The sequence below is a fragment of the Collinsella sp. BIOML-A6 genome, assembly GCF_009875845.1.
GTDB classification, from domain to species: Bacteria; Actinomycetota; Coriobacteriia; order Coriobacteriales; family Coriobacteriaceae; genus Collinsella; species Collinsella aerofaciens_H.
The window spans coordinates 60,822-82,926 of record NZ_WWSL01000008.1; the positions used below are offsets into that span (position 1 = coordinate 60,822).

The following is a 22,105-nucleotide window of genomic DNA, read 5'->3' on the forward strand; positions in this document are numbered from 1 at the left end:
TTTTGTTTTCGCGGCGCGATTATCTCAATCTGTAACATCTAGGGCCCGAATTCCCGTCTAACTGTTACAGATCTAGACAAGACGTCTTAGTCCCTGACCTTTGTCTCAATCTGTAACAGATAGAGACCTTTTGGCCGTCCAGATGTTACAGATTGAGACATTCGAATTCCCCTAAGGAGATAATCTCGATCTGTAACAGTTAGGACCCATTTCCTCGTCTGACTGTTACAGATTAAGACGAACCGCCAAAGTGGCACCTTTGTGGTAGTTAGCGGTAGCTGTTCTTGAGAATTTCGACGACGTCGGGGTCGGTCAGCGTCACGGGATCGTGGCTGAACAGGACGCCGTTGGTCGTCAGGGCATTGTGCGCAATGGCCGGCAGCTCTTTGTCCGCAATCCCCCACTCACTCATGGCAAGGTCGGCCACATGGCAGGCCTCCATCAGGCGCGTGAGCTCAACTACAAAATCGTGCGGATCGCTGGCGGTAGCATTGCCCATCAGGCGTGCCATGTCGATATAGCGCTCGGGTGCGGCGCCGTGATCGATCATCCACGTGTGATAGGCGCGGGCGATCATGATGAGGCCGGCGCCGTGCGGTAAGTCGTGATGATGCGCGCTCATGCCATGTTCAAGACCATGCGAGCCCGTGGTGCCCGAGGCATCCATGGCATAACCGCCGAGCGTGTTGGCAAACGCGAGGCTCGAGCGCGCCTCCAGGTCATCGCCATTATTGACGCACGCAGGCAGTGCCGCGGCGGCACGGCGGATGCCTTCGCGGCAAACCATGTCACCCATGGGCGTGTTGGTATTTGAGATGTAGCACTCAACGCAATGGAACAGGGCGTCGAATCCCTGATAGGCGGCCAGACGCGCTGGGACGCTCACCATGAGTTCGGAATCGACGATCGAAAGCACCGGGAACAGGCGCGGATCGCCCAGACGAAGCTTCTCGTCATGTTCCTCGCAGGACAGGACACCGCCCGCATCGACCTCGGAGCCGGTACCCGCCGTGGTGGTCACGCAGACAAGCGGCAGCGGATCGTTGGGGATCGGCAGGCCGAGCGCAGTGCCCCCATTCACAAAGTCCCAGATGTCACCGGGGCACTCGTTGCCCTCGGCATCGGTATGCGGGTTGGTCGCCACCGCGCAGATGCCCTTGCTGCCGTCCATGACCGAACCGCCGCCGAGTGCCAGGACAAAGTCGCAGCCATGGGTATGCGCCATCCAGCCACCCGCGTTGACAGTCTCGCGCAGCGGGTTGGGCTCAATACGGTCGAACAGCTCGTGCGCCACGCCGGCGCGGTCAAGCTCCGCCTCCACGCGCTGCAGATATCCAAAGCGCTTAACCGAATTGCCGCCGGTGGTAACGATGAGCGCTTTGGTGCCGGGCAGCTTCTGCGCACCCAGCTCGCCCAACTTGCCCGCGCCAAACAACACCTTGGTCGGTGCGAAAAACGAATAACCGTTCATACGCGATCTCCTTACTTATATATGTGTCGCGTTGCCGCCATTATAGCGACCGCTGCGAGCGCCTGCCCCGGCTAAAAGGTAGCGTCCCGGCTGCAATAACCGTCGTTTGCCCAGATAAAACCTGCCAAAATAAACCTGTCCCTTTTTGGCAGGCAGAATAACCCATAAGGTAAGTATGTTTCTGAGTTATTTCGTGTTGACCCATCTGAGCGCAATAGGGTATAACTCTACTCAACCACTAGGATTTTTTGAGAAAGGTGTTCTCCTATGAGCAAGAACCTCTCCCAGCAGGTCGTTCTCGACCGCCGCGGCTTTGTCGCCGCCATCTTCGCAACCGTCGCCGGCCTTGGTCTTGCCGGCTGCTCCGACACCAGCGCCGAAGCCGACAAGGGCTCCGCCGCCTCTTCCAAGAGCTCTGATGACACCAAGGCCTCCACCACGCTCGACGCCAAGGCATTCGACAAGCTCGTCGATAACGGCCCCAAGGCCGACGACGATGCCATCGCCGCCAGCACCTGGGCCACGGCCGTCAAGAATGCCGGTGTCTTTAAGATCGGCAGCGTCCAGACCTCCACGCTCTTCTCCCTCCTCAACGAGAAGGACGGCAAGACCCGCGGCTTCGATGCCGGCATCGCACAGCTCCTGTCCAACTACATCCTGGGCGAGAACAAGGTCGAGATCACGCAAGTGACCTCCGACACGCGCGAGTCCGTGCTGCAGAATGGCCAGGTCGACGCCGTCTTTGCCACCTACACCATCACCGATGAGCGCAAGAAGCTCGTCTCCTTCGCCGGCCCCTACTATTACACGCAGCAGGCCATCCTGGTGCTCGCCGACAACGACGACATCAAGAGCGTCGACGACTTGGCCGATAAGAACGTCGCCGTCCAGTCCGGCTCCAACGGCCCCGCTATCCTGGAGGAGTTTGCCCCCAAGGCCAGCCAGCAGGAGTTCAAGACCGACGAGGAGGCTCGCCAGGCACTCCAGCAGGGCCGCGTTGACGCCTACGTCATCGATAACAACATGCAGCAGAGCTCCCTGGTCCGCGAGCCCGGTAAGTACAAGATCGCCGGCAAGCCCTTCGGCAACCAGGAGCCCTACGGCATCGGCCTGCCGCTTGATTCCGACGGCGTCGCCTTTGTCAACGACTTCCTTAAGAAGATCGAGGACGACGGCACCTGGACCAAGCTGTGGCAGATCTGCATCGGCGACCGTACGGGCGACACCAATGTTCCCGAGCTGCCCGAGGTCGGCGCCTAGGCAGCGAGCCTGGTAACGGCCACAATGAAACCATATGGAAACGCACGATGCGCTTTATTGCGGTAAACTGTTTCCTCACTGAGTTGTCGGGGCTTCCGTACACACGGGGGCCCCTTTCCTTATCGGCGGGAGGTCCGCATGAGTCTCTCCGAACTCTGGTCGCTTTATGGCCAGAACTATATCGACGCGCTGCTAGCAACCTGGGGCATGACACTTGAGTCGTTTGTCATCGCCATGGTGCTGGCCGTCGCCGTCACCGTGATGCGCGTGTCGCCGCTCAAGCCGCTGCGCGTCTTTGGCGACCTGTATGTCCAGGTCTTCCGTAACATCCCCGGCATCGCACTGCTCATCATCGTCGTCTATGCGCTGCCGCCGCTCAAGGTCGTCCTGCCCTATCGAACCTGCGTTATCGTCGCCACGGTCCTTTTGGGCTCGGCCTTTGGCTCCGAAAACTTTATGAGCGGCATCAACACCGTCGGCGTCGGTCAGGTGGAAGCCGCCCGCTCGCTGGGCATGAGCTTTAGCCGTATCCTCGCCAAGATCGTGATTCCGCAGGCGTTGCGCTCGAGCGTGCTGCCCATGACCAACCTCTTTATCGCCGTCATGCTCACCACCGCGCTCGGCAGCCAGGTGCCGCTTAAACCGCAGGAGCTCACCGGCGTGGTGAGCTACATCAACACGCGCTCGCTCGGAGGCGTCGCCGCGTTCTTTATCTCGGCGCTCGGCTACCTGGGCACGGCCTTTGTGGTGAGCCACATTGGCAACTACATCGATAAGAAGGTGAGGATCCTCCGATGAGCAAGCACTCCACCTCCGCGCTCACCATGCGCGATGCGCTCTACGAGGCTCCCGGCCCCAAGATGCGCGCCAAGATTCGCATCGGCACCGCTATCTCGCTCGTTGCCGTCGCCGCGCTCGCCGTCCTGGTGCTGCAGCGCTTTTATGTGACCGGTCAGCTTTCGGTCCACTATTGGTATTTCTTTACGCACCTCACCACCTGGAAGTTCCTGCTTGCCGGCTTTGAGGGCACCGTTAAAGTCGCACTCACCGCTGGCGCCATCGCGCTGGTGCTGGGCTTAGCCCTTATGCTCGGCCGCACCAGCGACATTAAACCGCTCCAGCTGGTCTGCCGCCTGCTCACCGATTTCTTCCGCGGCGTACCGAGCCTGCTGTTCATTTACTTCTTCTTTTTGGTGCTGCCCCAGTACAAGATCGCGCTGCCGTCGTTTTGGATGCTCACGCTTCCCGTCGCGCTCGCTGCCGCCGGCGTACTCGCCGAGATCTTCCGCGCCGGCGTCAACGCCGTGCCGCGCGGCCAGGTCGAGGCAGCCCAGGCACTCGGCCTCTCCAAAGCTAAAATCACCTTTAAAATCGTGTTGCCGCAGGCTATTCGGTTTATCATTCCGTCGTTGATTTCGCAGCTTGTGGTCGTAGTCAAAGACACCACCGTCGCCTATGTGGTGAGCTACCCCGACCTCATGCAAAATGCCCGCGTGCTCATTACCAACTACGACGCCCTCGTGTCGGTCTACCTGGTAATCGCGGTCATCTACATCCTCATCAACGTCGCGATCAACAAGGCCGCCGTCTACGTTTCGCAGCGCACTGGCGCGACCATCATCCGCTAAGTACCCACGTTCTCAAAGCATAAGGAGCCGAGCACCATGGCACAGAGCACCTCTTTCACCGGCAATCAGCCGTTAATCGAGCTCAAGCACATCGATAAGCACTATGGCGATCTACACGTCCTCAACGACATCAATCTCTCGGTCGACCGCGGCGAGGTCGTCGTTGTGATCGGCCCCTCGGGCTCGGGCAAGTCGACCATGTGCCGCACCATCAACCGCCTGGAGACCATCGACTCGGGCGAGATCCTCATCGAGGGCGAGCCCCTGCCGCAGGAAGGCAAGGATCTTGCCCGCATGCGCGCCGAGCTGGGCATGGTGTTTCAGCAGTTCAACCTGTTCGCACATATGACCGTACTGCAGAACGTCATGCTGGGACCGGTCGACGTGCTGGGCGTCTCCAAGGACGAGGCCCGCGAGCGCGCCATGGACCTGCTGAGCCGCGTGGGCGTGGCCGAGCAGGCCGATAAGATACCCGCACAGCTTTCGGGCGGCCAGCAACAGCGCGTAGCCATCGCCCGCTCGCTTGCCATGCAGCCCAAGGCCATGCTCTTTGACGAGCCCACAAGCGCGCTGGATCCCGAGATGATCAACGAGGTGCTCGAGGTCATGGTTCGCCTGGCCCAGCAGGGCATGACGATGATCGTCGTCACGCACGAGATGAACTTCGCCCGCCGCGTGGCCGACCGCGTCGTGTTTATGGCCGACGGCCAGATCGTGGAAACCGGCACACCCGACAAGTTCTTCGACCACCCCCAGACCAAGCGCGCCCAGGACTTCCTCAACTCCATTAAGGGCCACTAAGCAGCCATCCCGTGGAACAAATTCATCGGAAGTGTTGTCCCACGCCTCTCATGCGCCCTGTCACCTTCAGATTCGAAAGCAACACCTATGATCGGAACCCGTACTTCCTCGTCCTATACCCCGCACGTCGACGTTGCCCCCGCCGACCGTCCACTCATCCTGGTGGCGCCGCGTTGGGAAGGGGCAAAGCCGTTTTTGTGCGAGATGCTCTCCCCCAACGAGGAAATCGCAAGTGTCTTTGTCGATGCCATCCTTGCCGCCGGTGGCCTGCCGCTGCAGATGTCCATCACCGAGGACATTGAGGTTATCCGTCATTACGTCGATATCGCCGACGGTATTGCCATCCCCGGCGGCCCGGACGTCAACCCCAAGCGCTGGGGCGATGATCGACCCTACGACCCCACCCTCTGCTGCGAGATCCGCGATAGCTTTGAGTTTAAGCTGGTCGGCGAGGTGCTCCGCGCCAAAAAGCCACTCTTTACCACCTGTCGCGGCACGCAGCTGCTCAACGTCGCCACCGGCGGCACCCTGTGCATGGACGTGCCGAGCCTGGGTGCGCGCGAGGGCCGCACGCAGTGGCGCCACACCCACGTGCTCAACGACCCCGTGCACCCTGTCGAGGTCATGCCGGGCTCGCTGCTGGAGCGCGCGCTTGGCGGGCACAGGCTGATCCAGACCAACTCCGCACACCACTGCTGCGTCGATCGTCTGGGTAAGCATACGCGCCTGGTCGCCCAGGCGACCGATGGCGTTCCCGAGTGCATCGAAGTCGAGGGCCAGCCGTTCTGCCTGGGTGTGCAATGGCATCCCGAGTACACCTGGCAGACGCTCGAGACCGACTTTAACCTGTGGAAGTCGTTTGTCGAGGCAGCGGCCAAGGTAAAGCAGGCCCGCTAGCTCGCGGACCACACAACAGACAAGGGCACCCCGCCAGCCACATGGTCCGACGGGGCGCCCTTTTACCTATACGCGGCAGGTACACATCAAAGCTCGCAAGCCCTTATTCAGCCGCCTCGCGCAGGGCCGACATCGTAGCCGCATATTGCTGCTGCAACGCATGCATGCTCTCGCGGGCGCCGTCAACGCCATCGGCGCCACGCAGCGCTTCGGTCACTACGACCGCCGGCTCGTACAGATTATCGAATCCCAGGTTCTGGCTCACGCCCTTGAGCGTGTGCGCTGCCATAAACGCACCTTTGGCGTCTCCTGCCGCCATAGCAACTTCCAGCTTGTCCATGCTCTCGTCATCCAAAAACTTGAGGGCAAAGCGGGCAAGCATCTCATCGCCCATCAGGCGGGCGCAAGCGTCATCATAATTGGCGCCGATCTTCTCATACGCCTCACGCATGGAAATCATGGATCAAAACTCCTTTGGTCAAACTAAATCGTGGGAAACGCGACGACGTCGGCAGGGCGCGTCAACGTCTCGGCAATACGGTCTTGCACCTCGAGCAGGCAGTCAAGCAGCAGCGGGTTAAAGGTGCCGCACTTACCGTCCAGGATCATCTTGATCGCCTCCTTGTGCGGAATAGCATCCTTGTACACGCGCACGCTCGTCAGTGCATCGTACACGTCAGCCACCGAAACCACCTGTGCGGCGATGGGGATATCATCGCCCTTAAGGCCATCGGGATAACCCTTGCCGTCCCAGCGCTCGTGGTGCCAACGCGCAATCTGGTACGCATATTCCAAAAGCGCATTGCCGACGTGATGGCGGCCCAGTTCAAGCAGCATGTCGGCGCCGATCGTAGTATGCGTCTTCATAATCTCGAACTCCTCGGGCGTAAGGCGCCCGGGCTTGTTGAGAATGGCGTCGTCAATCGACATCTTGCCTACATCGTGCAGCGCCGAAGCCAGGGCAATCGTGGATCGTTCCTCATTGTCAAGGGAGATGGTGTCGCTACGCCGGACCAGACAGCCAAGCAGCAGCTCGGTGAGCTTTTCGATGTTCGTAACGTGCCTGCCGCTCTCGCCATTGCGAAGTTCCATGACGCCGGCCATGATGTCGATGAGCATGCGACTGTTCTTGACGCGCTCTTTGTACTGCTGGGACAGCAGACTCGTCAGGCGGCGCTGCTTGGCGTATAGACGGATGGTGTTGCTCACACGGCGGCGAACGACACGGGCGTCAAACGGGCGGCTGATATAGTCCGAGGCACCCAGCTCGTACGCGCGCAGAACCACATCATCGGAATCTTCGCTCGAAATCATGATGACAGGCAGATTGTCGATAACCGATTGGCGCGACAGATCGGCCAGCACCTCAAAACCGCTCATGCCTGGCATGAGAATGTCCAGCAGCACGAGCGACAACTCATTGCCATGGCGGTCGACCATATCGAGCGCCGTACGACCGTTATCCGCCTCGAGGATGCAATACTCGTCCTTGAGCATCTCGTTGAGAATGGCTCGGTTCATCTCGGAGTCATCGGCAATAAGTACCAAAGGCTTTTCGCTTTGGAAGGCCTCGATGGAATCGGCATGGGTCACGACCGTACCGGCTTTTGCCTTAGCACGGCTCAGTAACTGGACAGCGCGGCCAACGCCCTCATCGACCGTCTCGCCATGAATGCGAACGCCACCAACACATGCCGTCAAGCTCACGTGCTCATGGCCCGGAATAACCGTGGAATGAACAGCGTCGGATACCTGACGCAGGCGACGGGCGAAGTCATCGGAGGGAATATCGGGCATAACGGCTACAAACGTGTCGCAGCCATAGCGCACAAGTTCGTCAGTCGAACGAATGCCGCTGCGTATGGCTGTCGCCACAGCACCGAGCGCAAGGTCGCCGGCATGGCGGCCACACGTATCGTTGAAAACCTTAAAATCATCAAGGTCGATCACCGCCACGCCAGCCTCCATGCGGGCGCTACGAAGCTTTTCCTCGTAATATCGGCGATTGCGCACACTCGTCAGCACGTCGGTGTACACAGGATCCTCTTTTGCGGCCTCTTGCTCATCAATCGGACGTACCATCAGCAAGACGTGAGGCTCGCCCTCGACCCTTAGAGGGCGCAGGCGAGCGCGGTACTCAGTACCATCGTCGAGCAGCCGCTCCGATACCTCATCGGAGCCCGCCAAGGCCTCAAGGCTTGACTGACGCAGACAAGGACACCGATCGCCGGCGAGCAAGCAGTTAGGCTCGCTCTTAATCTGATCGGCCGACAGCAAACGCACCACGGGGTAGGTCTTCGCGACGCGGGCGACCTCGGCGGCAGCCTCCTCGTCGGTTAGATTGACCTCGTGATTATTGAGCATATGGGGTCCTTTCTATCGTTACGCACGGCAACGGTACATATCAAATGGAATAAGGGTAACATCTAACAGCTGCAGGCAAACGCGCGATTATCGTTACATTTTTATGACCTGGCAAACGGCGGTCATGGAGCCGCGGGCGCGCGGTTATGGGCGCATTCGTTACCAATGACGAAACGCTAACAGTCCACCTCCCCGCAGGTCATCGAGCGTGCTAGCGATTCAAGGCATCGCGAACGGCGTTTGCCGCCGTAACGGGGCGATCGCGCAGACCGTTATGCGCGCCCGGAATCGTCATGAGAGGGCAATCGAGATATTCGGCAGCCGCTCGCGTACCAGCCTCGCGGGGCGTACCGACCGAAAGCTCGCCCAAAAACACGGCCGACACCGCCTTTGACGCGCGGGCGCGATCCCAGTCGGGAGCATATGTCATATTTGTCCCATATTCATTGGCCATAAAGCAACGACCATTGCGCAGGGCATGTTTGGCTTCCGCTTCGGTCGTCCCAGGAGCCTCGGGGTCCAAGTCGCCGAGGGCTCCCAAGAAAAGCCGGAGCGCCCTTGAAACCTTTCCAGCCGCAATCATATCGAGCAAAACCGGAGCTGCGCCCATGCCGATGCCTTCGGCCGATACAGCCGGCTCATGCAGAATCGCACGGGCGACGAGATGGGATCCGGTGCGAAGAAGCTCCAGCGCCACCAACGTGCCGGCGCTGTGCGCAAGCACATTTGTCGGGGCGCCAACGTGTTCGATCACGGCCTGCAGGTCGGCGGCCTGAGCGGCAAGATCGTAGCTGCCGTCTGCCGCCTCGCTGCTGCCACCACAGCCGCGGCGGTCGTAGGCAATTACGCGGTAGTTGCGACTGAGCTCACAAGCAATGCTGTCGAAAAATGTGCCGTCGACACAAGCGCCGTGCACGCACACCAAGGCGGGAGTATCAGGCGACATATCCGGGCCGGCATATTCGCGACAGGCGATCGTAGTGCCCGCATTCTCGACCGTAAAATCCATGTTGTGCCCCCATCATCAATGCCCATCCAGTTGCACGTCAGTACGGCTGGATGGACCCGCATTGCCTTACGACTTGTTGACAGATTAACTGTACCCGACCCGAGGCTTTTCATGGCACGGCATAATGAGCGACGTGAAAAAACGAAACATGTAAAGAAAGAGCCCGCACCTTGCTTTGGAGCCGATGCTATGCTAAGGCGCAATTGTCTTGAGGAGCATATGCCTATGTCTACGTTTTTGAATGCCAGCCCCATCTTTGGGCCCGTTCGCAGCCGTCGCCTTGGTCTCTCGCTCGGCGTCAACATGATGCCGGCCAGCGGCAAAATCTGCACGTTCGACTGCATTTATTGCGAAAACGGCCTCAACGCTGAGTGCCCCTGCCATGAGCCGTACAACACAGCTGCCGTGGTACTCGACGCGCTCGAGGCAAAGCTGTGCGGGATGGCAGCCGAAGGCGAGCTCCCCGATGTGATCACCTTCGCAGGCAACGGCGAGCCCACCGCCGCACCGGAGTTTCCGCAGGCCATCGCCGGGGCCGTCGCACTGCGCGACCAGCTTGCCCCAAACACCAAGATCGCCGTGCTTTCCAACGGCACGCGAGCCGACCGTCCCCAGGTGCACGATGCGCTCATGATGGTCGACGACAACATCCTCAAGCTCGATACCGTCGATCCGGCATTTATCCAGCTGCTCGATCAACCCGTTGGCCCCTACGATGTGGAGCACCAGATTGAGACGTTCGCAAGCTTTGACAGTCACGTTATAATCCAGACGATGTTTTTGACCGGCGAACACCAGGGCAAGCCTCTCGACAATACCGGCGAGGAGTATGTCGGCCCTTGGCTCGCGGCGCTCGAGCGCATTCGTCCGCAGAAGGCGACCATCTACACGGTGGCGCGCGAGACACCGGTCGCCGGCCTTGCCAAAGCGGCGCCCGAGGCGCTCGACACGATCGCCGCACGCGTGCGTGCCCTCGGCATTCCCTGCCAGGTAAGCTACTAGCAAAACCACGCAGCAGCTAGTGCCCGCCACCCCGCTCCATCAGTTGCGGTGATATAGTTCCTGTTTATGCCGTTAAACCGCTTAAATCAGAACTATATCACCGCAACTTTTATGGACGCGTAGGTGGGCTATACTAGCTGCGAATGAAAGGAAGTTAGCCATGTTTGACAACGGACCCGTGCCCGGCCGCAACGACGCTTGCTGGTGCGGCAGCGGCAAAAAATATAAGAAATGCCACAGCGCCTTTGATGAGCGCCTCGAACGCTTGTGGGAAGAGGGCTGGGAGGTTCTGCCCCGCACGCTCTACAAGACACCCGCCGATATCGAGGGCATCAAACGCTCCGCTGCCATCAACGTGGGCGTGCTCGACTACGTAGGCGAGCACATCGCCGCGGGCATGACCACCAACCAGATCGACCAGATGATCTACGACTACACCGTCGAGCATGGTGGCACGCCGGCCGACCTCAACTACGAGGGCTACCCCAAGAGCGTGTGCACCTCGATCAACGACGTGGTCTGTCACGGTATACCCTGCGATGCAGACGTGCTGCACGAGGGCGACATCATCAACGTGGACTGCTCCACGATCTTGGACGGCTACTTTAGCGACTCGAGCCGTATGTTCTGCATCGGCGAGGTCTCTGCCGAGCGCCAGCGCCTGGTCGACGTCACCCGCGCCAGCGTGGAAGCGGGTTTGGCAGCCGTCAAGCCGTGGCTGCCGCTCTCCGTTATGGCCGAGGCCGTGCAGAAGACCGTCGAGGACGCCGGCTTTAGCGTGGTGCGCGAGTACGGCGGACACGGCATTGGCAAGGAGTTCCACGAGGACCCGTTTGTGGGCTTTACCACCGAGGCACCCGATGTGGACACCATCATGGCCCCGGGCATGGTCTTTACCATCGAGCCTATGGTCAACGCCGGAGCGCCCGACATCAAGATTAGCAAGGGTGATGGTTGGTGCGTGCGCACCAAGGACGGCAGCGATTCGGCCCAGTGCGAGGTACAGCTCGTGGTGACCGAGGATGGTTACGAGCTGCTGAGCTGGTAGCCGTGGATGCGCCGGATGCCGACGGGCACGCTCGTCTTGCATCCGGCGTTTATATTTGAACGTTTTGCCTGATAAAACCTGCCAAAATAAACCTGCCCCTTTTTGGCAGGTCGAGCGGAGACTAGATTGTTCCGGCGTTTTGCCAAACGCCGGAACCCCTCGACACTGCGAGCCCCGTCTGGACGGCAATCTGCCTTTCAACTTCGGCGGCATGACCAGAAGGTCTATGCCGCCTTGTTTCAAGGCATTTTGCTCGCCCAGACGGGCTCTCGCTGACTTTTGTTCGACTTGTGGGGTCTTCAAATTGCTAGAGCGTTGCTAAGTAATTCTTTGCGTCTTCTACGCTCATTGCTGCGACGGGTGCATGCGAGCAGAGCTTGACATCGTTAGTGACCAGAAGGTCTGTCTTTGCGCGCATCGCTGCCGCGATAATTAAATCGTCTTCGTAATCGCTATGGAGCTTACGCTGCTTACTCGCCATCCATATGTCGCTCAGATCGCAGGGCACGGGCGTAGCAAGTTGCGACAACACATCAAGACAATCCCATGCGAGTGATGTCGCCGCCGAAGCGGCATCTTGAGACAGCGAACCGTGCTCTCGCCGATACCACGCCTTATGTTCGCTCGAAATCAAATAGAACAGGTCTTTGGACGATGTCGCCGCATACATCAGCTCAGCCTGAGCCGTACACGCATCACGCAAAAACTCAATTGCCGCCGAACGACCGCGTCGTGAAGGGATGAAATAATCAAGCCAGACGTTGGTGTCAACCAAGATGCGCTTAGGATTCTCACTCATAGAGCCAGTTCATCTCCTCGCCATAGCGATCCGCATAGGCATTCCGTTTGAGCTCTTCGTCGTCCGATGGCTGAGCCTTGACCATATCGATTCCCGACTCACGGCAAGCGGCAGCGAACAGCTTCGACCCCTGATCCATGAGCTCGAGCTTACGTTTGGCGACCTTTTCGCGCTCGCGCTGTTCCGCCCGGGCACGACTGGGCAGCAGGATATCCTCGAGCGCACCGGGGTGATCGGCCAGCGACGCTGCAAGCTGCCAGAGCGCTCGCACCGCTTGGCTCGGCGTCATACCGGCCCTGGAGAGAGCGGCGTCCCCACTCCTTTTAAGATCGGGATCGAGACGTACGTTGATCTGAGCGGCTGTTGTGGTCATGACCCCTCCTTAACACTTCAAAACTATCATAAAACTCTATGGTAGCTACGTAAAGCATGTATAGCATTTACAAGCATTAGCTGTACTCTGTACACAAAAAGCCGCCGAGGCACACTGCACCTTTAGGTTCCGCCGTTCTAACGAACGGCGGACTGGTCGACGCTGCGAGCCCGTCTGGACAGCAATCTGCCTTTCAATCCTCGGGCATGGCCAGAAGGCCAATGCCCTCCTCTTTCAAGGCACTTTGCTCGCCCAGACGGGCTCTCGCTGACTTTTGCTCTACCTGCGGCGTTTTAGGGCCCTATCGGCTTGCAATGCCACTGGCATTTTCCCAGATAAAACCTGCCAAAATAAACCTGTCCCTTTTTGGTAGGTTTTAGAGCTCCACGCTTTCGGCGCCGTTGATGGTTAGGTTTCGCTCGTAGAAGGCGGTGAGGGCGCGGATGGCGTACATCACGTCGCGCACGCCGCCAGTCTCGTAGCTCGAGTGCATGGCAAGCTGCGGCAGGCCCACGTCCACAGCATGCATACTCGCCTGCATATTGGACAGATTGCCCAGGGTAGAACCGCCGGCCATATCGCTCTTGTTGGCAAAGGCCTGTGTGGGTACGTCGGCGTCATCGCAAATGGCCTGGAACACCGCGCGGCTAAAGGCATCGGTGCAGTAATGCTGGTTGGCGGCTTCCTTGATGACGATACCGCCGTTGAGCACCACCTGATTGCGGACATCGCACTTTTCGGCATGATTGGGATGCACGACATGCGCGTTGTCGCAGCTCACGAGCATCGATGCGGCAAGGGCGCGATGGTACGACTCGTCGTCAAAGCCCAGCGATCCGTTGATGCGGCGCAGCGCGTCGGCCAAGAACGTCGACATGGCGCCCTGTTTGGTCTCGGAGCCAACCTCCTCGTTATCAAAGCAGCAAAAGACCGAGATGTCATGCGCATTCTCGGCATCCAAAAATGCCTGCAGCGAGGTGTAGGCGCAGGCCAGGTCGTCAAGCTTGGGCGTCGAGATAAACTCGTCGGCCCAGCCCCAAATGCGCGCATCCTGACGATTGACCAGGAATAGATCGCGGCCCAAAATCTGTTCGGGCTCAACATCCAGCTCTTCGGCGATCAGGGCGTCAAAGTCGCCCTGCTTAAGGTCGCCGGCGCTGATGAGCGGGCACAAGTCGACGGCGCGGTTGGGCGCAAAGCCCTCGTTTACGCCACGATTCATATGGATGGCAAGGCTCGGGATAATAGCGACCTCGCGCTCGGTGGCAAGCAGGCGGCTCTCAATACGGTCGCCTTCGCGCACCAACACGCGGCCCGCGAGCGCCAGTGGGCGATCGAACCAGGTGTAGTCGATCATGCCGCCGTAGGCCTCGGTGTTTAGGCGCAGCGTCTCGCCTGCACCGTCGAGTTCGGGCACGGCCTTGACCTTAAACGTCGGCGAATCGCTGTGCGACGCCGTGAGCTGAAAATGATAGTCGCCTGCAACGCCGTCCTCGCCCCACGTAGCAGCCAGGTCCTCGCCCACCTTAAAGGCAATGACGCTCGAGGTGTTGCGCTGCGTGTAATAACGCCCGCCCGGCTCGATATCCCACGCCGCGTTCTCGGGCAGATAGGTAAAGCCTGCCTCGTCGAGCTCGGCCATAATGGTCGCCGCCGTATGGAACATGCTGGGGCATGCCTCGATAAAGTCGATAAGGTCGTTGGCGGCCTCGATATCGTCGGCCGTCACGTGCACGCGCTCGGGCGCTTCCTGATCCGTCATGCTCTCCCCTTTCGCTGGGTTGATGGTCCCCTCCAGCATACCCCGCCACGCCAGTGCCGCACGCTTCATTCCGTGCTTAATTCCGCACCGCTCACCAAGTTGAGCCATCATGCCCGCGCTCCTTTTGCGACAATTGCGCTAACAGGACGAGAGGAGCCGTCATGAAGCCACGTAACATTGCCATCGCCTGCGGTGCCGCGGGTGTCGCCGTCGGCCTTGCCGCTGCCGCCGGCATCGTTTACCGCAAGCAAATCAAGTCCGCCGCGTCGCTCAAACGCTTGACGGGCTACGCAGACGGCTATGACCTGTACGGCATCGACATCGCCTACGACTACGACCTTGACCGCATCATCGCAGCCGATGTGCGCGACGACCAGGCCTACATCGATGCCGTGGTGGCGCAGGTGCTGCCCGGTGTGCCGGCACATGTCCAGGCGCCCCAGTTTTCCTGCAGCGCTTTTGTCGCCGTAGATGCCGAAGGCCGCGTGCGCACCGGTCGCAATTACGACTTTAAGGACGACACCTCGGCGCTGCTGGTGCGCAATCACCCGCGCGGCGGCTATACCTCCATCGGTTTTGCGGCCCTTAACAACCTGGGCGATAATACTCCGCTTGACTCCGTCGCCGGACGTGCCGCCGCACTCATGGGCCCGTTTGCCCAGCTCGACGGTGTTAACGAATGCGGCGTATCCATTGCTGTGCTCACCCTGGATTCCAAACCCTGTGACCAGGACACGCAGCGCCCCGTCATCAACACTTCGCTCGCCATCCGCCTGGTGCTCGACCGCGCGGCTACCACGCAGGAGGCCGTCGACCTGCTTTCTGCCTACGACATGCACGCCATGGCCAGACGCGATTACCACTTCTTTATCAACGACGCCGCCGGTGACGCGCGCGCAGTAGAGTGGGATCCGCACGATCCGGGCCGCGCTTTCAAAGCGACTCCTGTACGACAGGTTACGAACTTCTACGCCTGCTATGGTGACGAAGTGCTGCCCAACCAAAAGAATGGCGAGTTGGGCCATGGTAAAGAGCGCGCCGTCGCAATCGCCGATGTCCTTGACGCCCATGTCGGTGCCCAGGACGAAACGATTGTCTGGGAAGCCCTGCGCGCCGCAGCGCAAGAACCCAATCCGGAAGACATCACTAGCAATACGCAATGGTCGGTCGTCTTTGACAACACCGAACCCGCCGCCGCCATCACGCTGCGCCGCCACTGGGGCGACGTCGACGCCTTCGCACTGTAAGGAGCCAGGCACCGTCGTCCTTACGCTCGTCTGATGTTGCTTACATTTCTATACATTTGAGCTAACACGTTTTACCCCCGCATCAACAGTGTGCGGGGGTAAACTTATGCGCATGTTATAACTTGCCCGGAAGGATTCATAATGCTTAGGATCGGTCTTCTTACTAGTGGCGGCGACTGCCAGGCGCTCAACGCCACCATGCGCGGCATCGTCAAAACGCTCATAACCAATAGCGAAGAACCTATCGAGATCTACGGTTTTGAGGACGGCTACCAGGGCCTTATCTACAGCAGGTTCCGCGTCATGACGCCCGCCGATTTAAGCGGCATCCTCACCCGCGGCGGCACTATCCTGGGCACGAGCCGCACACCGTTCAAGCGTCTGGACATTCCCGAGGCCGACGGCGTCGAGAAGGTGCCCGCGATGGTCCACACCTATCACAAGCTGCAGCTCGACTGCCTGTTTATGCTGGGCGGCAACGGCTCCACCAAGACTGCCAACCGCCTGCGCGAAGAGGGCCTCAACGTTATTGCCTTGCCCAAGACCATCGATAACGACACCTGGGGCACCGAGCTGACGTTTGGCTTTACGAGCGCCATCGACGTCGCCACCAAGTGCATCGACGACATCCACACCACCGCCTCGAGTCACGGCCGCGTGTTCGTTATCGAGATCATGGGCCACAAGGTTGGCTGGATTCCGCTGTACGCCGGCGTCGCGGGCGGCGCGGATGTCATCTTGATTCCCGAGATCCCCTACGACATGGATAACGTCATCAAGACCATTGAGCATCGCATGGAAACCGGCAGCCGCTTTACCATCGTGGCCGTCGCCGAGGGCGCCATCTCCAAGGAGGACGCGGCGCTGTCCAAGAAGGAGTACAAGAAGAAGCTCGCCGAGCGCACGAGCCCGTCAATCGTGTACGACATCGCCAAGGAGATTGAGGCCAAGACCGGTCGCGAGACCCGCGTCGCCATCCCCGGCCACACGCAGCGCGGCGGCCAGCCCGACGCCCAGGACCGCATCTTTGCGACCCAGTGCGGCGTCGAGGCCGCGCTTGGCTGCCTGCGCGGCGAGTTTGGCTACATGATTGCCCTGCGCGACGGCAAGATGTGCCACATGCCGCTCGAGGATGTCGCCGGCAAGCTCAAGTATGTCGACCCCCAGAGCGATCTGGTGCGTGAGGCCAAGGCGCTGGGCATCAGCTTCGGCGACGAATAGCCTCGGCTGGAATCCATCCCATCGAGCCCTCCGACCCTGCCCGGCGTATTTCGATTTGGCTCCTCCCTTGACTCCGTCAAAGGTCGCCAATCGAAATCGTCGGGCGGGGTCGGAGGGCCCTTCGTCTACATACTCGCCGAGGCTATTCGTCTTCTTGCTGCGGGTGCCTGGTCTGAAATTAAGTTGCGGTGAAATAGTTCCTGCTTAGCCCGCAAATGGCTGAATTTAGGAACTATTCCACCGCAACTTTTGACCCGGGCTCTTAGCTGTTGCGCGCACTGACATTTGTCACATAATTGCTGGTCATGATGGTTGCTACCGGTAGTTGCGGTAGGGTTGGGGCAGATTCAAACTAGAAATGGTGGTCGCTACCGGTTGTTCTCGGCATACTCGGCTCATTCGATTACGGTCACCACACGAAAGGAACCACCATGGATCTTGCGATGGCACAGCGCCTCGTCGATCGCCGTAAAGCTGCCGGCCTTTCTCAGGAGACGCTTGCTGCCCAGCTGGGCGTAAGCCGCCAGGCTGTTAGTAAATGGGAGCGCAGCGAGTCCTCACCCGATACCGATAACCTCATTGCGCTCGCCGCGCTGTATGACGTGTCGTTGGACGAGCTGCTATATGGGCAGGCGGCCAACGATGCCGACGACCTGGAGGACGGTAGCGCCGACACCGAGACGGCGGATGTGGCTGACGAAGCTGAGGCTTCTACTGAGCACGCTGATTGCAGCGATAAGCCACTTGTCGATATTTCCCTCGCGCGCGGCATCCACGTCATTGATCCCAATACAGGCGAGGAAGTCCATGTTGGTTGGAGCGGCATCCATGTGGCCAACAAGCGCAAGGGCGAAGAGGTGCATGTGGGGCCGGGCGGCGTGCATATCGATACGCTTGAGGACGATGGACATAGCGTGCGTACCAATGACGACGGCACCGTCACCATCGACGGCGAGACGTTCTCCAGCTGGAAGGAAGCACACGACAAGCTCGACCATCATGGCAAGTATTTCCACACCAAGGTCGGACGTGCATGGAACAAGTTTCCCTTTCCCGCACTTGTCACTCTCGCCTATCTGGCGCTCGGCATTGTCTACGGCACATGGGCTACGGGACTCTTCCTCGTCTTTTTGATTCCCGTCTATTACGCGCTTGGCGACTTTATCGATCGACGCCGCCTGTCCAAGCTGATTGACGGCGTTTACCCAGCATCCGCCATTGCATGGTTTCTCTATATGTGGCTTTGCCTGGGACAGCCCCATCCTGCATGGATCATCCTCATCACGATTCCCATCGTAAAGGCGCTCATGCGCTGGTGTCGCAAACAATGGAAGTGCCGCAAGCAGGCCTAAACCGCCCCAACCAGCCAGCGCCACTCATCCGACACCGCCCGCCCTTCCAAGTTGCGGTGATATAGGGACTGTTTTGAGGCTCCAAAGCGCCAAACAGTCCGTATATCACCACAACTTACAAACAACTGGGTCAGTTCCGGCACGGAGATTAGCATTAAGCTGACCGCACGCCAAGAAAAGGGCCTATTTACTACGTTTAACTCGAGAGGGCCGACCATACCCGCCTTTTCCGACAATTGACAAGCCCTCTACCTGCAGTTTTAATTTTCGTTTTCCCGGCATGGTTGACGGTATCAAATTAAACGTAGTAGATAGGCCCGTTTTGTGGCATACGACCCATTCAAGCCCAATCTCGAAGACTAAAGAGAGCCTCTCATCCACGCCTGCGAGCGAAAGCCAAATAGAATGAAAGGCAAATGGAAAACCCGTTTGACGAGCGGAGGACATATGCGCGACGTAGTCGAAAGCGACTGGAAGCTGTTTAAGAAAATGCTTCCTCAATGGCAAGAACGTTATATGGAAAAGCTCATCGGCCAGTACGTTGAGATGCTGAACGACAGACATCCCCAGCAAAACGGGGCAAACGCCGGGCCACCTAAAGCTGACGTTAGATAACGATACTTTTGAAAACACTGGAAAATCAAGGTTTTTCGAGCGACGGACAAGCCGGGTATTGTACTAAAAACTGAATACGACGCAAAAGCGGCGTTTCCCACTCTCTACACAGGGAGAACAGGAACGCCGCTTTTTTCATGCCCTTTGTTACGCAGTAGGGGCAGAAAAAGCCTTGCTACAAGCGGCTTTCCGGGCGCGTATCTGACGCGGCAAGGGATTTATACCTTATCCCCCGAAACCGCGCTTCTACTGCGTAACAAATCCACAGCAAAAGGAGTGATTTACTATGGCAGTTTTCCGGGTGGAACGAAACAAGGGCTACACCGTAATGAGCAACCACCACCTACGCAACAAGGAGCTTTCTTTCGGTGAGAAAGTTCATAGTCTTTGCCGCCTGTTTCAGATTGTGGATTTTCGCCCACTGTTCATAGCCCTTACTCTGCGCCGCCTTGATACTGTTCTCAATGTCGATAAGCAGCGAAACGCCGCGCTGCTCTCTGGGGGCTTTCGCCGCCTTTGTCCGTCTGCCCGCTATCCGTTCCCTTATGGCTTCCTCTGTATAGTCTGCGCCGAGGGTTTTTAGGCGGGTGAAGCGTTCCTGTCCGGGGGCGCGGCATGATACATATTTCCCCGGCTTTATCTCATAGCCCGCCGCCTGTAACCGCGTTAGCAATTCCTCAAAACTGGAAACTTGGGGGATAAGTGCGTCAACGGCGGTTTTCAGTTTGCCTTTCCAACTTGTACCCGTCTTTTCTGCCTGGTACTCTGCATAGCTCTTTCCCTTGCTGCCCTTGCCGGGGACGACGACGGACAAGCCATTTTCCCGGCACAGCTTGTCGCTCATGTTCCGTATACCGTAATAGCTCCTTTTGTTGGAATTGTATTTGTGGTGGTCTACGAAGTTCACCGCGCAGAAAATAATGTGGTTATGGATATGCCCCTTGTCAATGTGCGTCGTCACAACATACTCATGTTGCCCCTTTGTTACCGCGTCGGCAAGCTGCTTTCCGATTTCATGGGCTTTCTGATAATCCACTTCCCCCGGCTCAAAGGACTGTATCAGATGAAAGGCTAAATTGTTCCCCTTTTGGAGTGCTTGGGACAATGTATATTCAAACTCAATATCTGCCGTTTCATAGGAGCAGCCGAAAGAGGACACAAGCATTTTTCCGTCCGTCTTGTCCGGGTTTTCGATATAGTCAAGGGCTTTGCTTAGAGTGCTTTTAATAGGCTTAATCTTTGTAACCGCCATATCTCCGCAAGCACCCCCTTTATTTCCTCTATGTCCTCTTGGTATGCGTTCCCCGTCGCGTTTACGCGGCGTGCTATCTGGTTGACGTTGACACCGATTTTTTTTATCTCTGCGGTCATAGCCTTTATGTCGGCGTGGTCTATCTGAATGATATATCCGTCAATGGCAATCTTCCGCAGATACGCCGCCATGTTCCGGGTGGGTACGAGCTTCATTTTTTCCAGTATTAAATCCCGTTCCGCTTCCGTCACTCTGAATTTGATTTGTACCGTCCTTTTGCGTCCGTCCATGTATTCGCTCCTTTCCTTTCCGTTCCGAGGGTTTGGGACACTTCCCAACAAGCAATTTTCAACCGACGCGCCGCAGCGCGGGAGGGGGAAAATACGGAAGTGGGTACCCGCTTCCTATGCTTGCTACGAATGTTTTTATCCTTTAGGCTCTTATCCCCTACTACGGAGAAAAAGCGATTTTGCCAAACTTCCGCAAAAGAAAAACGCTGCAATCTCAAAAAAGATTACAACGCTCTCTAAATCCTGTTCAGTTTTAAGCCGGACATTCCTATTCGCCCTCTTTTTCGACTTCGGAAATCTCTTTTGCCGTTGCGGTCACAATCCGTATGCCTGTATCGCTCATACCGTCAAGGAGCGCGTCAAGCTGCCGCCGCTTTGTGTCCTTTGCAGCGGGCGTGTCTAACAGGAATTGGTCTACGGATATATGGTAACGCTGTATCAGCTCAAAGAATATCTGTAAACTTGGGTGCTGCCCCTTGTTCTCAATGTTCGCAAGGTAGCGCGGCGAGATAAACATTTCGTCGCCTACTTTCTTGCGGCTTTCCTTGCGTCCTTCACGCGCTGCCTTTATCGCTGCCCCAAAAGCCTTGAAGTCGTATTTTGGTACTGGTCTTTTTGCCATAGTTATTCACCCTCTTACATTTTACTGTTCCCCTTTCTTCTTGGATATGTCTACATAGTTCTATCAGTTAGCCAAAATAATTCATATATATATATGTTGACAACAAGCTGCTTTTGTATATAATATTATATAAAAGGGGGGGAATGTTTATGTTACATAGCATGCGTATTCGATAAGCATTGAAATCAAAAAAGATTTTTCCCATTTTCAATATGGGCTTTTTTGTCATGCTTATTTTGCGTATGCTATACAACAAAACTAACGACGTATAGACATAGTATAAAAACTATGCCTTAATTTTGTTGTAGTATTATATGTATAAATGCAGGTCAATGCCCATGTTGAGAATTGACCTGCATTTTTTTGCGCAAAAGGAGAAATATTATGCTTGAAAAATATTGGATAAAATGTCCAATTTGTAACGGAAAGACGAGGGTTCAAGTATTTTATAATACGGTATTAAGAAATTTTCCTCTTTTCTGCCCTAAATGTAAATTAACGCATATCGTTGATGTTGAAAAACTAGAAATCATAATCAAAAACTCTGAAAAACAAACTTTTTAATTTTGAAAAGGAAGGATATTTAAATGAAACACTTACCTAAAAGTACACCTACGGAAATATTGAATGACCCATACGGATTTACTTACAAAGAAATGTCGGAAGTAATTGGAGAGGATAAAGCAAGAGCCTTATATACGGAATTGTATAAACAGCCATTTCACAAAGAAAATCTATCAATATCAACAAAAAAAGTCTATAAAAGTAGCGATACTGAAAAGTATGTTTATGAATTGAAAGATAACAGGTATATTGAAACGGTTTTTATTAAACGGCGAGATGGTGGGACTGTTTGCGTAAGTACGCAAGTTGGTTGTTCTGTTGGCTGTATTTTTTGTGAGTCCGGACGCAATGGTTTTGTTCGTAATCTAACACCGTCTGAAATTGTGCAGCAGGTTGTATTGATACGTCAAAAAGTAAATCGTATCGTTTTTATGGGAATGGGAGAACCTTTGGTTGATTTCCGATCTCAGCCGAACACATTGAGCAAATAGGCCGTTCCCGCAGTTAGCCGAACGCCCCCGCGGCCCC

Annotated in this window: 21 protein-coding genes and 2 pseudogenes; 13 read left to right on the forward strand and 10 right to left on the reverse strand. The window is 57.1% G+C overall.

What is annotated here, in order from left to right:
- Positions 1-268 precede the first annotated feature (268 nt).
- Positions 269-1,471 (reverse strand): iron-containing alcohol dehydrogenase, encoded by a 1,203-nt coding sequence (locus GT495_RS04165; protein WP_161161605.1) that lies wholly within the window; start codon positions 1,469-1,471, stop codon positions 269-271.
- A 267-nt stretch (positions 1,472-1,738) separates the two neighbouring features.
- Here GT495_RS04165 and GT495_RS04170 point away from each other — a divergent pair, with 267 nt between their 5' ends.
- The 5 genes from GT495_RS04170 to GT495_RS04190 all read left to right on the forward strand — a co-directional run bounded on the left by GT495_RS04170 (position 1,739) and on the right by GT495_RS04190 (position 6,057).
- Positions 1,739-2,731 carry a glutamate ABC transporter substrate-binding protein gene (locus tag GT495_RS04170; protein ID WP_161161606.1) on the forward strand — a complete coding sequence of 331 codons (993 nt, stop codon included), beginning with the start codon at positions 1,739-1,741 and terminating at the stop codon, positions 2,729-2,731.
- Between the two features lie 138 nt (positions 2,732-2,869).
- Positions 2,870-3,529, forward strand: a complete 660-nt coding sequence (locus GT495_RS04175) for an amino acid ABC transporter permease (RefSeq protein WP_117640236.1) — start codon at positions 2,870-2,872, stop codon at positions 3,527-3,529.
- Positions 3,526-4,359 carry an amino acid ABC transporter permease gene (locus GT495_RS04180; protein WP_161161607.1) on the forward strand — a complete coding sequence of 278 codons (834 nt, stop codon included), beginning with the start codon at positions 3,526-3,528 and terminating at the stop codon, positions 4,357-4,359. Before GT495_RS04175 ends, GT495_RS04180 begins: the two co-directional genes overlap by 4 nt.
- 36 nt (positions 4,360-4,395) lie before the next feature.
- Positions 4,396-5,160: an amino acid ABC transporter ATP-binding protein gene (locus GT495_RS04185; protein WP_161161608.1), complete on the forward strand. Its 765-nt coding sequence runs from the start codon at positions 4,396-4,398 to the stop codon at positions 5,158-5,160.
- An 87-nt stretch (positions 5,161-5,247) separates the two neighbouring features.
- A complete protein-coding gene (locus tag GT495_RS04190) occupies positions 5,248-6,057 on the forward strand; it encodes a gamma-glutamyl-gamma-aminobutyrate hydrolase family protein (RefSeq protein ID WP_161161609.1) in 810 nt (269 codons plus the stop codon).
- A 103-nt stretch (positions 6,058-6,160) separates the two neighbouring features.
- Here GT495_RS04190 and GT495_RS04195 read toward each other — a convergent pair whose 3' ends face one another.
- From GT495_RS04195 to GT495_RS04205, 3 genes are all read right to left on the reverse strand, one after another.
- Positions 6,161-6,517: an Hpt domain-containing protein gene (locus GT495_RS04195; protein ID WP_152073347.1), complete on the reverse strand. Its 357-nt coding sequence runs from the start codon at positions 6,515-6,517 to the stop codon at positions 6,161-6,163.
- A 23-nt stretch (positions 6,518-6,540) separates the two neighbouring features.
- The gene (locus GT495_RS04200) at positions 6,541-8,421 is read right to left on the reverse strand and encodes a diguanylate cyclase (protein ID WP_161161610.1); all 1,881 of its coding nucleotides are present in this window, start codon (positions 8,419-8,421) and stop codon (positions 6,541-6,543) included.
- 211 nt (positions 8,422-8,632) lie between these two features.
- Positions 8,633-9,430, reverse strand: coding sequence for an alpha/beta fold hydrolase (locus tag GT495_RS04205; protein ID WP_161161611.1), 798 nt, complete (start codon positions 9,428-9,430; stop codon positions 8,633-8,635).
- 225 nt (positions 9,431-9,655) lie between these two features.
- On the opposite strand from GT495_RS04205, the gene GT495_RS04210 reads away from it, so the two are divergent.
- Together GT495_RS04210 and map are read left to right on the forward strand one after the other, a co-directional pair.
- Positions 9,656-10,432, forward strand: coding sequence for a radical SAM protein (locus GT495_RS04210; protein ID WP_161161612.1), 777 nt, complete (start codon positions 9,656-9,658; stop codon positions 10,430-10,432).
- Positions 10,433-10,592: 160 nt separating this feature from the next.
- Complete coding sequence (gene map, locus GT495_RS04215; protein WP_022094665.1) at positions 10,593-11,480, forward strand: type I methionyl aminopeptidase; 888 nt, start codon at positions 10,593-10,595, stop codon at positions 11,478-11,480.
- 307 nt (positions 11,481-11,787) lie between these two features.
- On the opposite strand, the gene GT495_RS04220 is transcribed toward map, so the two are convergent.
- From GT495_RS04220 to GT495_RS04230, 3 genes are all read right to left on the reverse strand, one after another.
- On the reverse strand, positions 11,788-12,279 hold the full coding sequence (locus GT495_RS04220) for a PIN domain-containing protein (RefSeq protein WP_161161613.1): 492 nt from the start codon (positions 12,277-12,279) through the stop codon (positions 11,788-11,790).
- Positions 12,272-12,652 carry a translation repressor RelB gene (locus GT495_RS04225; protein ID WP_161161614.1) on the reverse strand — a complete coding sequence of 127 codons (381 nt, stop codon included), beginning with the start codon at positions 12,650-12,652 and terminating at the stop codon, positions 12,272-12,274. Before GT495_RS04225 ends, GT495_RS04220 begins: the two co-directional genes overlap by 8 nt.
- A gap of 376 nt (positions 12,653-13,028) precedes the next feature.
- Positions 13,029-14,414 carry a M18 family aminopeptidase gene (locus tag GT495_RS04230; protein ID WP_192924167.1) on the reverse strand — a complete coding sequence of 462 codons (1,386 nt, stop codon included), beginning with the start codon at positions 14,412-14,414 and terminating at the stop codon, positions 13,029-13,031.
- Positions 14,415-14,575: 161 nt separating this feature from the next.
- Between GT495_RS04230 and GT495_RS04235 the strand changes: the two genes are divergently transcribed.
- The 4 genes from GT495_RS04235 (at position 14,576) to GT495_RS10650 (ending at position 18,849) form a co-directional block, all read left to right on the forward strand.
- On the forward strand, positions 14,576-15,661 hold the full coding sequence (locus GT495_RS04235) for a carcinine hydrolase/isopenicillin-N N-acyltransferase family protein (protein ID WP_161161615.1): 1,086 nt from the start codon (positions 14,576-14,578) through the stop codon (positions 15,659-15,661).
- Positions 15,662-15,802: 141 nt separating this feature from the next.
- Complete coding sequence (locus GT495_RS04240) at positions 15,803-16,882, forward strand: 6-phosphofructokinase (RefSeq protein WP_161161616.1); 1,080 nt, start codon at positions 15,803-15,805, stop codon at positions 16,880-16,882.
- A gap of 431 nt (positions 16,883-17,313) precedes the next feature.
- Entirely contained in the window at positions 17,314-18,234 is a 921-nt protein-coding gene (locus tag GT495_RS04245; RefSeq protein ID WP_161161617.1) for a helix-turn-helix domain-containing protein, read from the forward strand.
- Positions 18,235-18,681: 447 nt separating this feature from the next.
- Positions 18,682-18,849, forward strand: coding sequence for a hypothetical protein (locus GT495_RS10650; RefSeq protein WP_192924168.1), 168 nt, complete (start codon positions 18,682-18,684; stop codon positions 18,847-18,849).
- Between the two features lie 355 nt (positions 18,850-19,204).
- Here GT495_RS10650 and GT495_RS04260 read toward each other — a convergent pair.
- The 3 genes and pseudogenes from GT495_RS04260 to GT495_RS04270 form a co-directional block, all read right to left on the reverse strand.
- Positions 19,205-20,101 (reverse strand): annotated as a pseudogene (locus tag GT495_RS04260) (relaxase/mobilization nuclease domain-containing protein); the annotation flags it as partial.
- Complete coding sequence (mobC, locus tag GT495_RS04265; RefSeq protein ID WP_161161618.1) at positions 20,062-20,391, reverse strand: plasmid mobilization relaxosome protein MobC; 330 nt, start codon at positions 20,389-20,391, stop codon at positions 20,062-20,064. The gene mobC and the pseudogene GT495_RS04260, both read right to left, overlap by 40 nt.
- 268 nt (positions 20,392-20,659) lie before the next feature.
- Positions 20,660-21,013, reverse strand: coding sequence for a helix-turn-helix transcriptional regulator (locus GT495_RS04270; RefSeq protein ID WP_009447119.1), 354 nt, complete (start codon positions 21,011-21,013; stop codon positions 20,660-20,662).
- Between the two features lie 384 nt (positions 21,014-21,397).
- Between GT495_RS04270 and GT495_RS04275 the strand changes: the two genes are divergently transcribed.
- Both GT495_RS04275 and GT495_RS04280 read left to right on the forward strand, forming a co-directional pair.
- Positions 21,398-21,577: a cysteine-rich KTR domain-containing protein gene (locus GT495_RS04275; RefSeq protein WP_002588768.1), complete on the forward strand. Its 180-nt coding sequence runs from the start codon at positions 21,398-21,400 to the stop codon at positions 21,575-21,577.
- Between the two features lie 23 nt (positions 21,578-21,600).
- A pseudogene (locus tag GT495_RS04280) lies at positions 21,601-22,038 on the forward strand (radical SAM protein); the annotation flags it as partial.
- Positions 22,039-22,105: the final 67 nt, after the last annotated feature.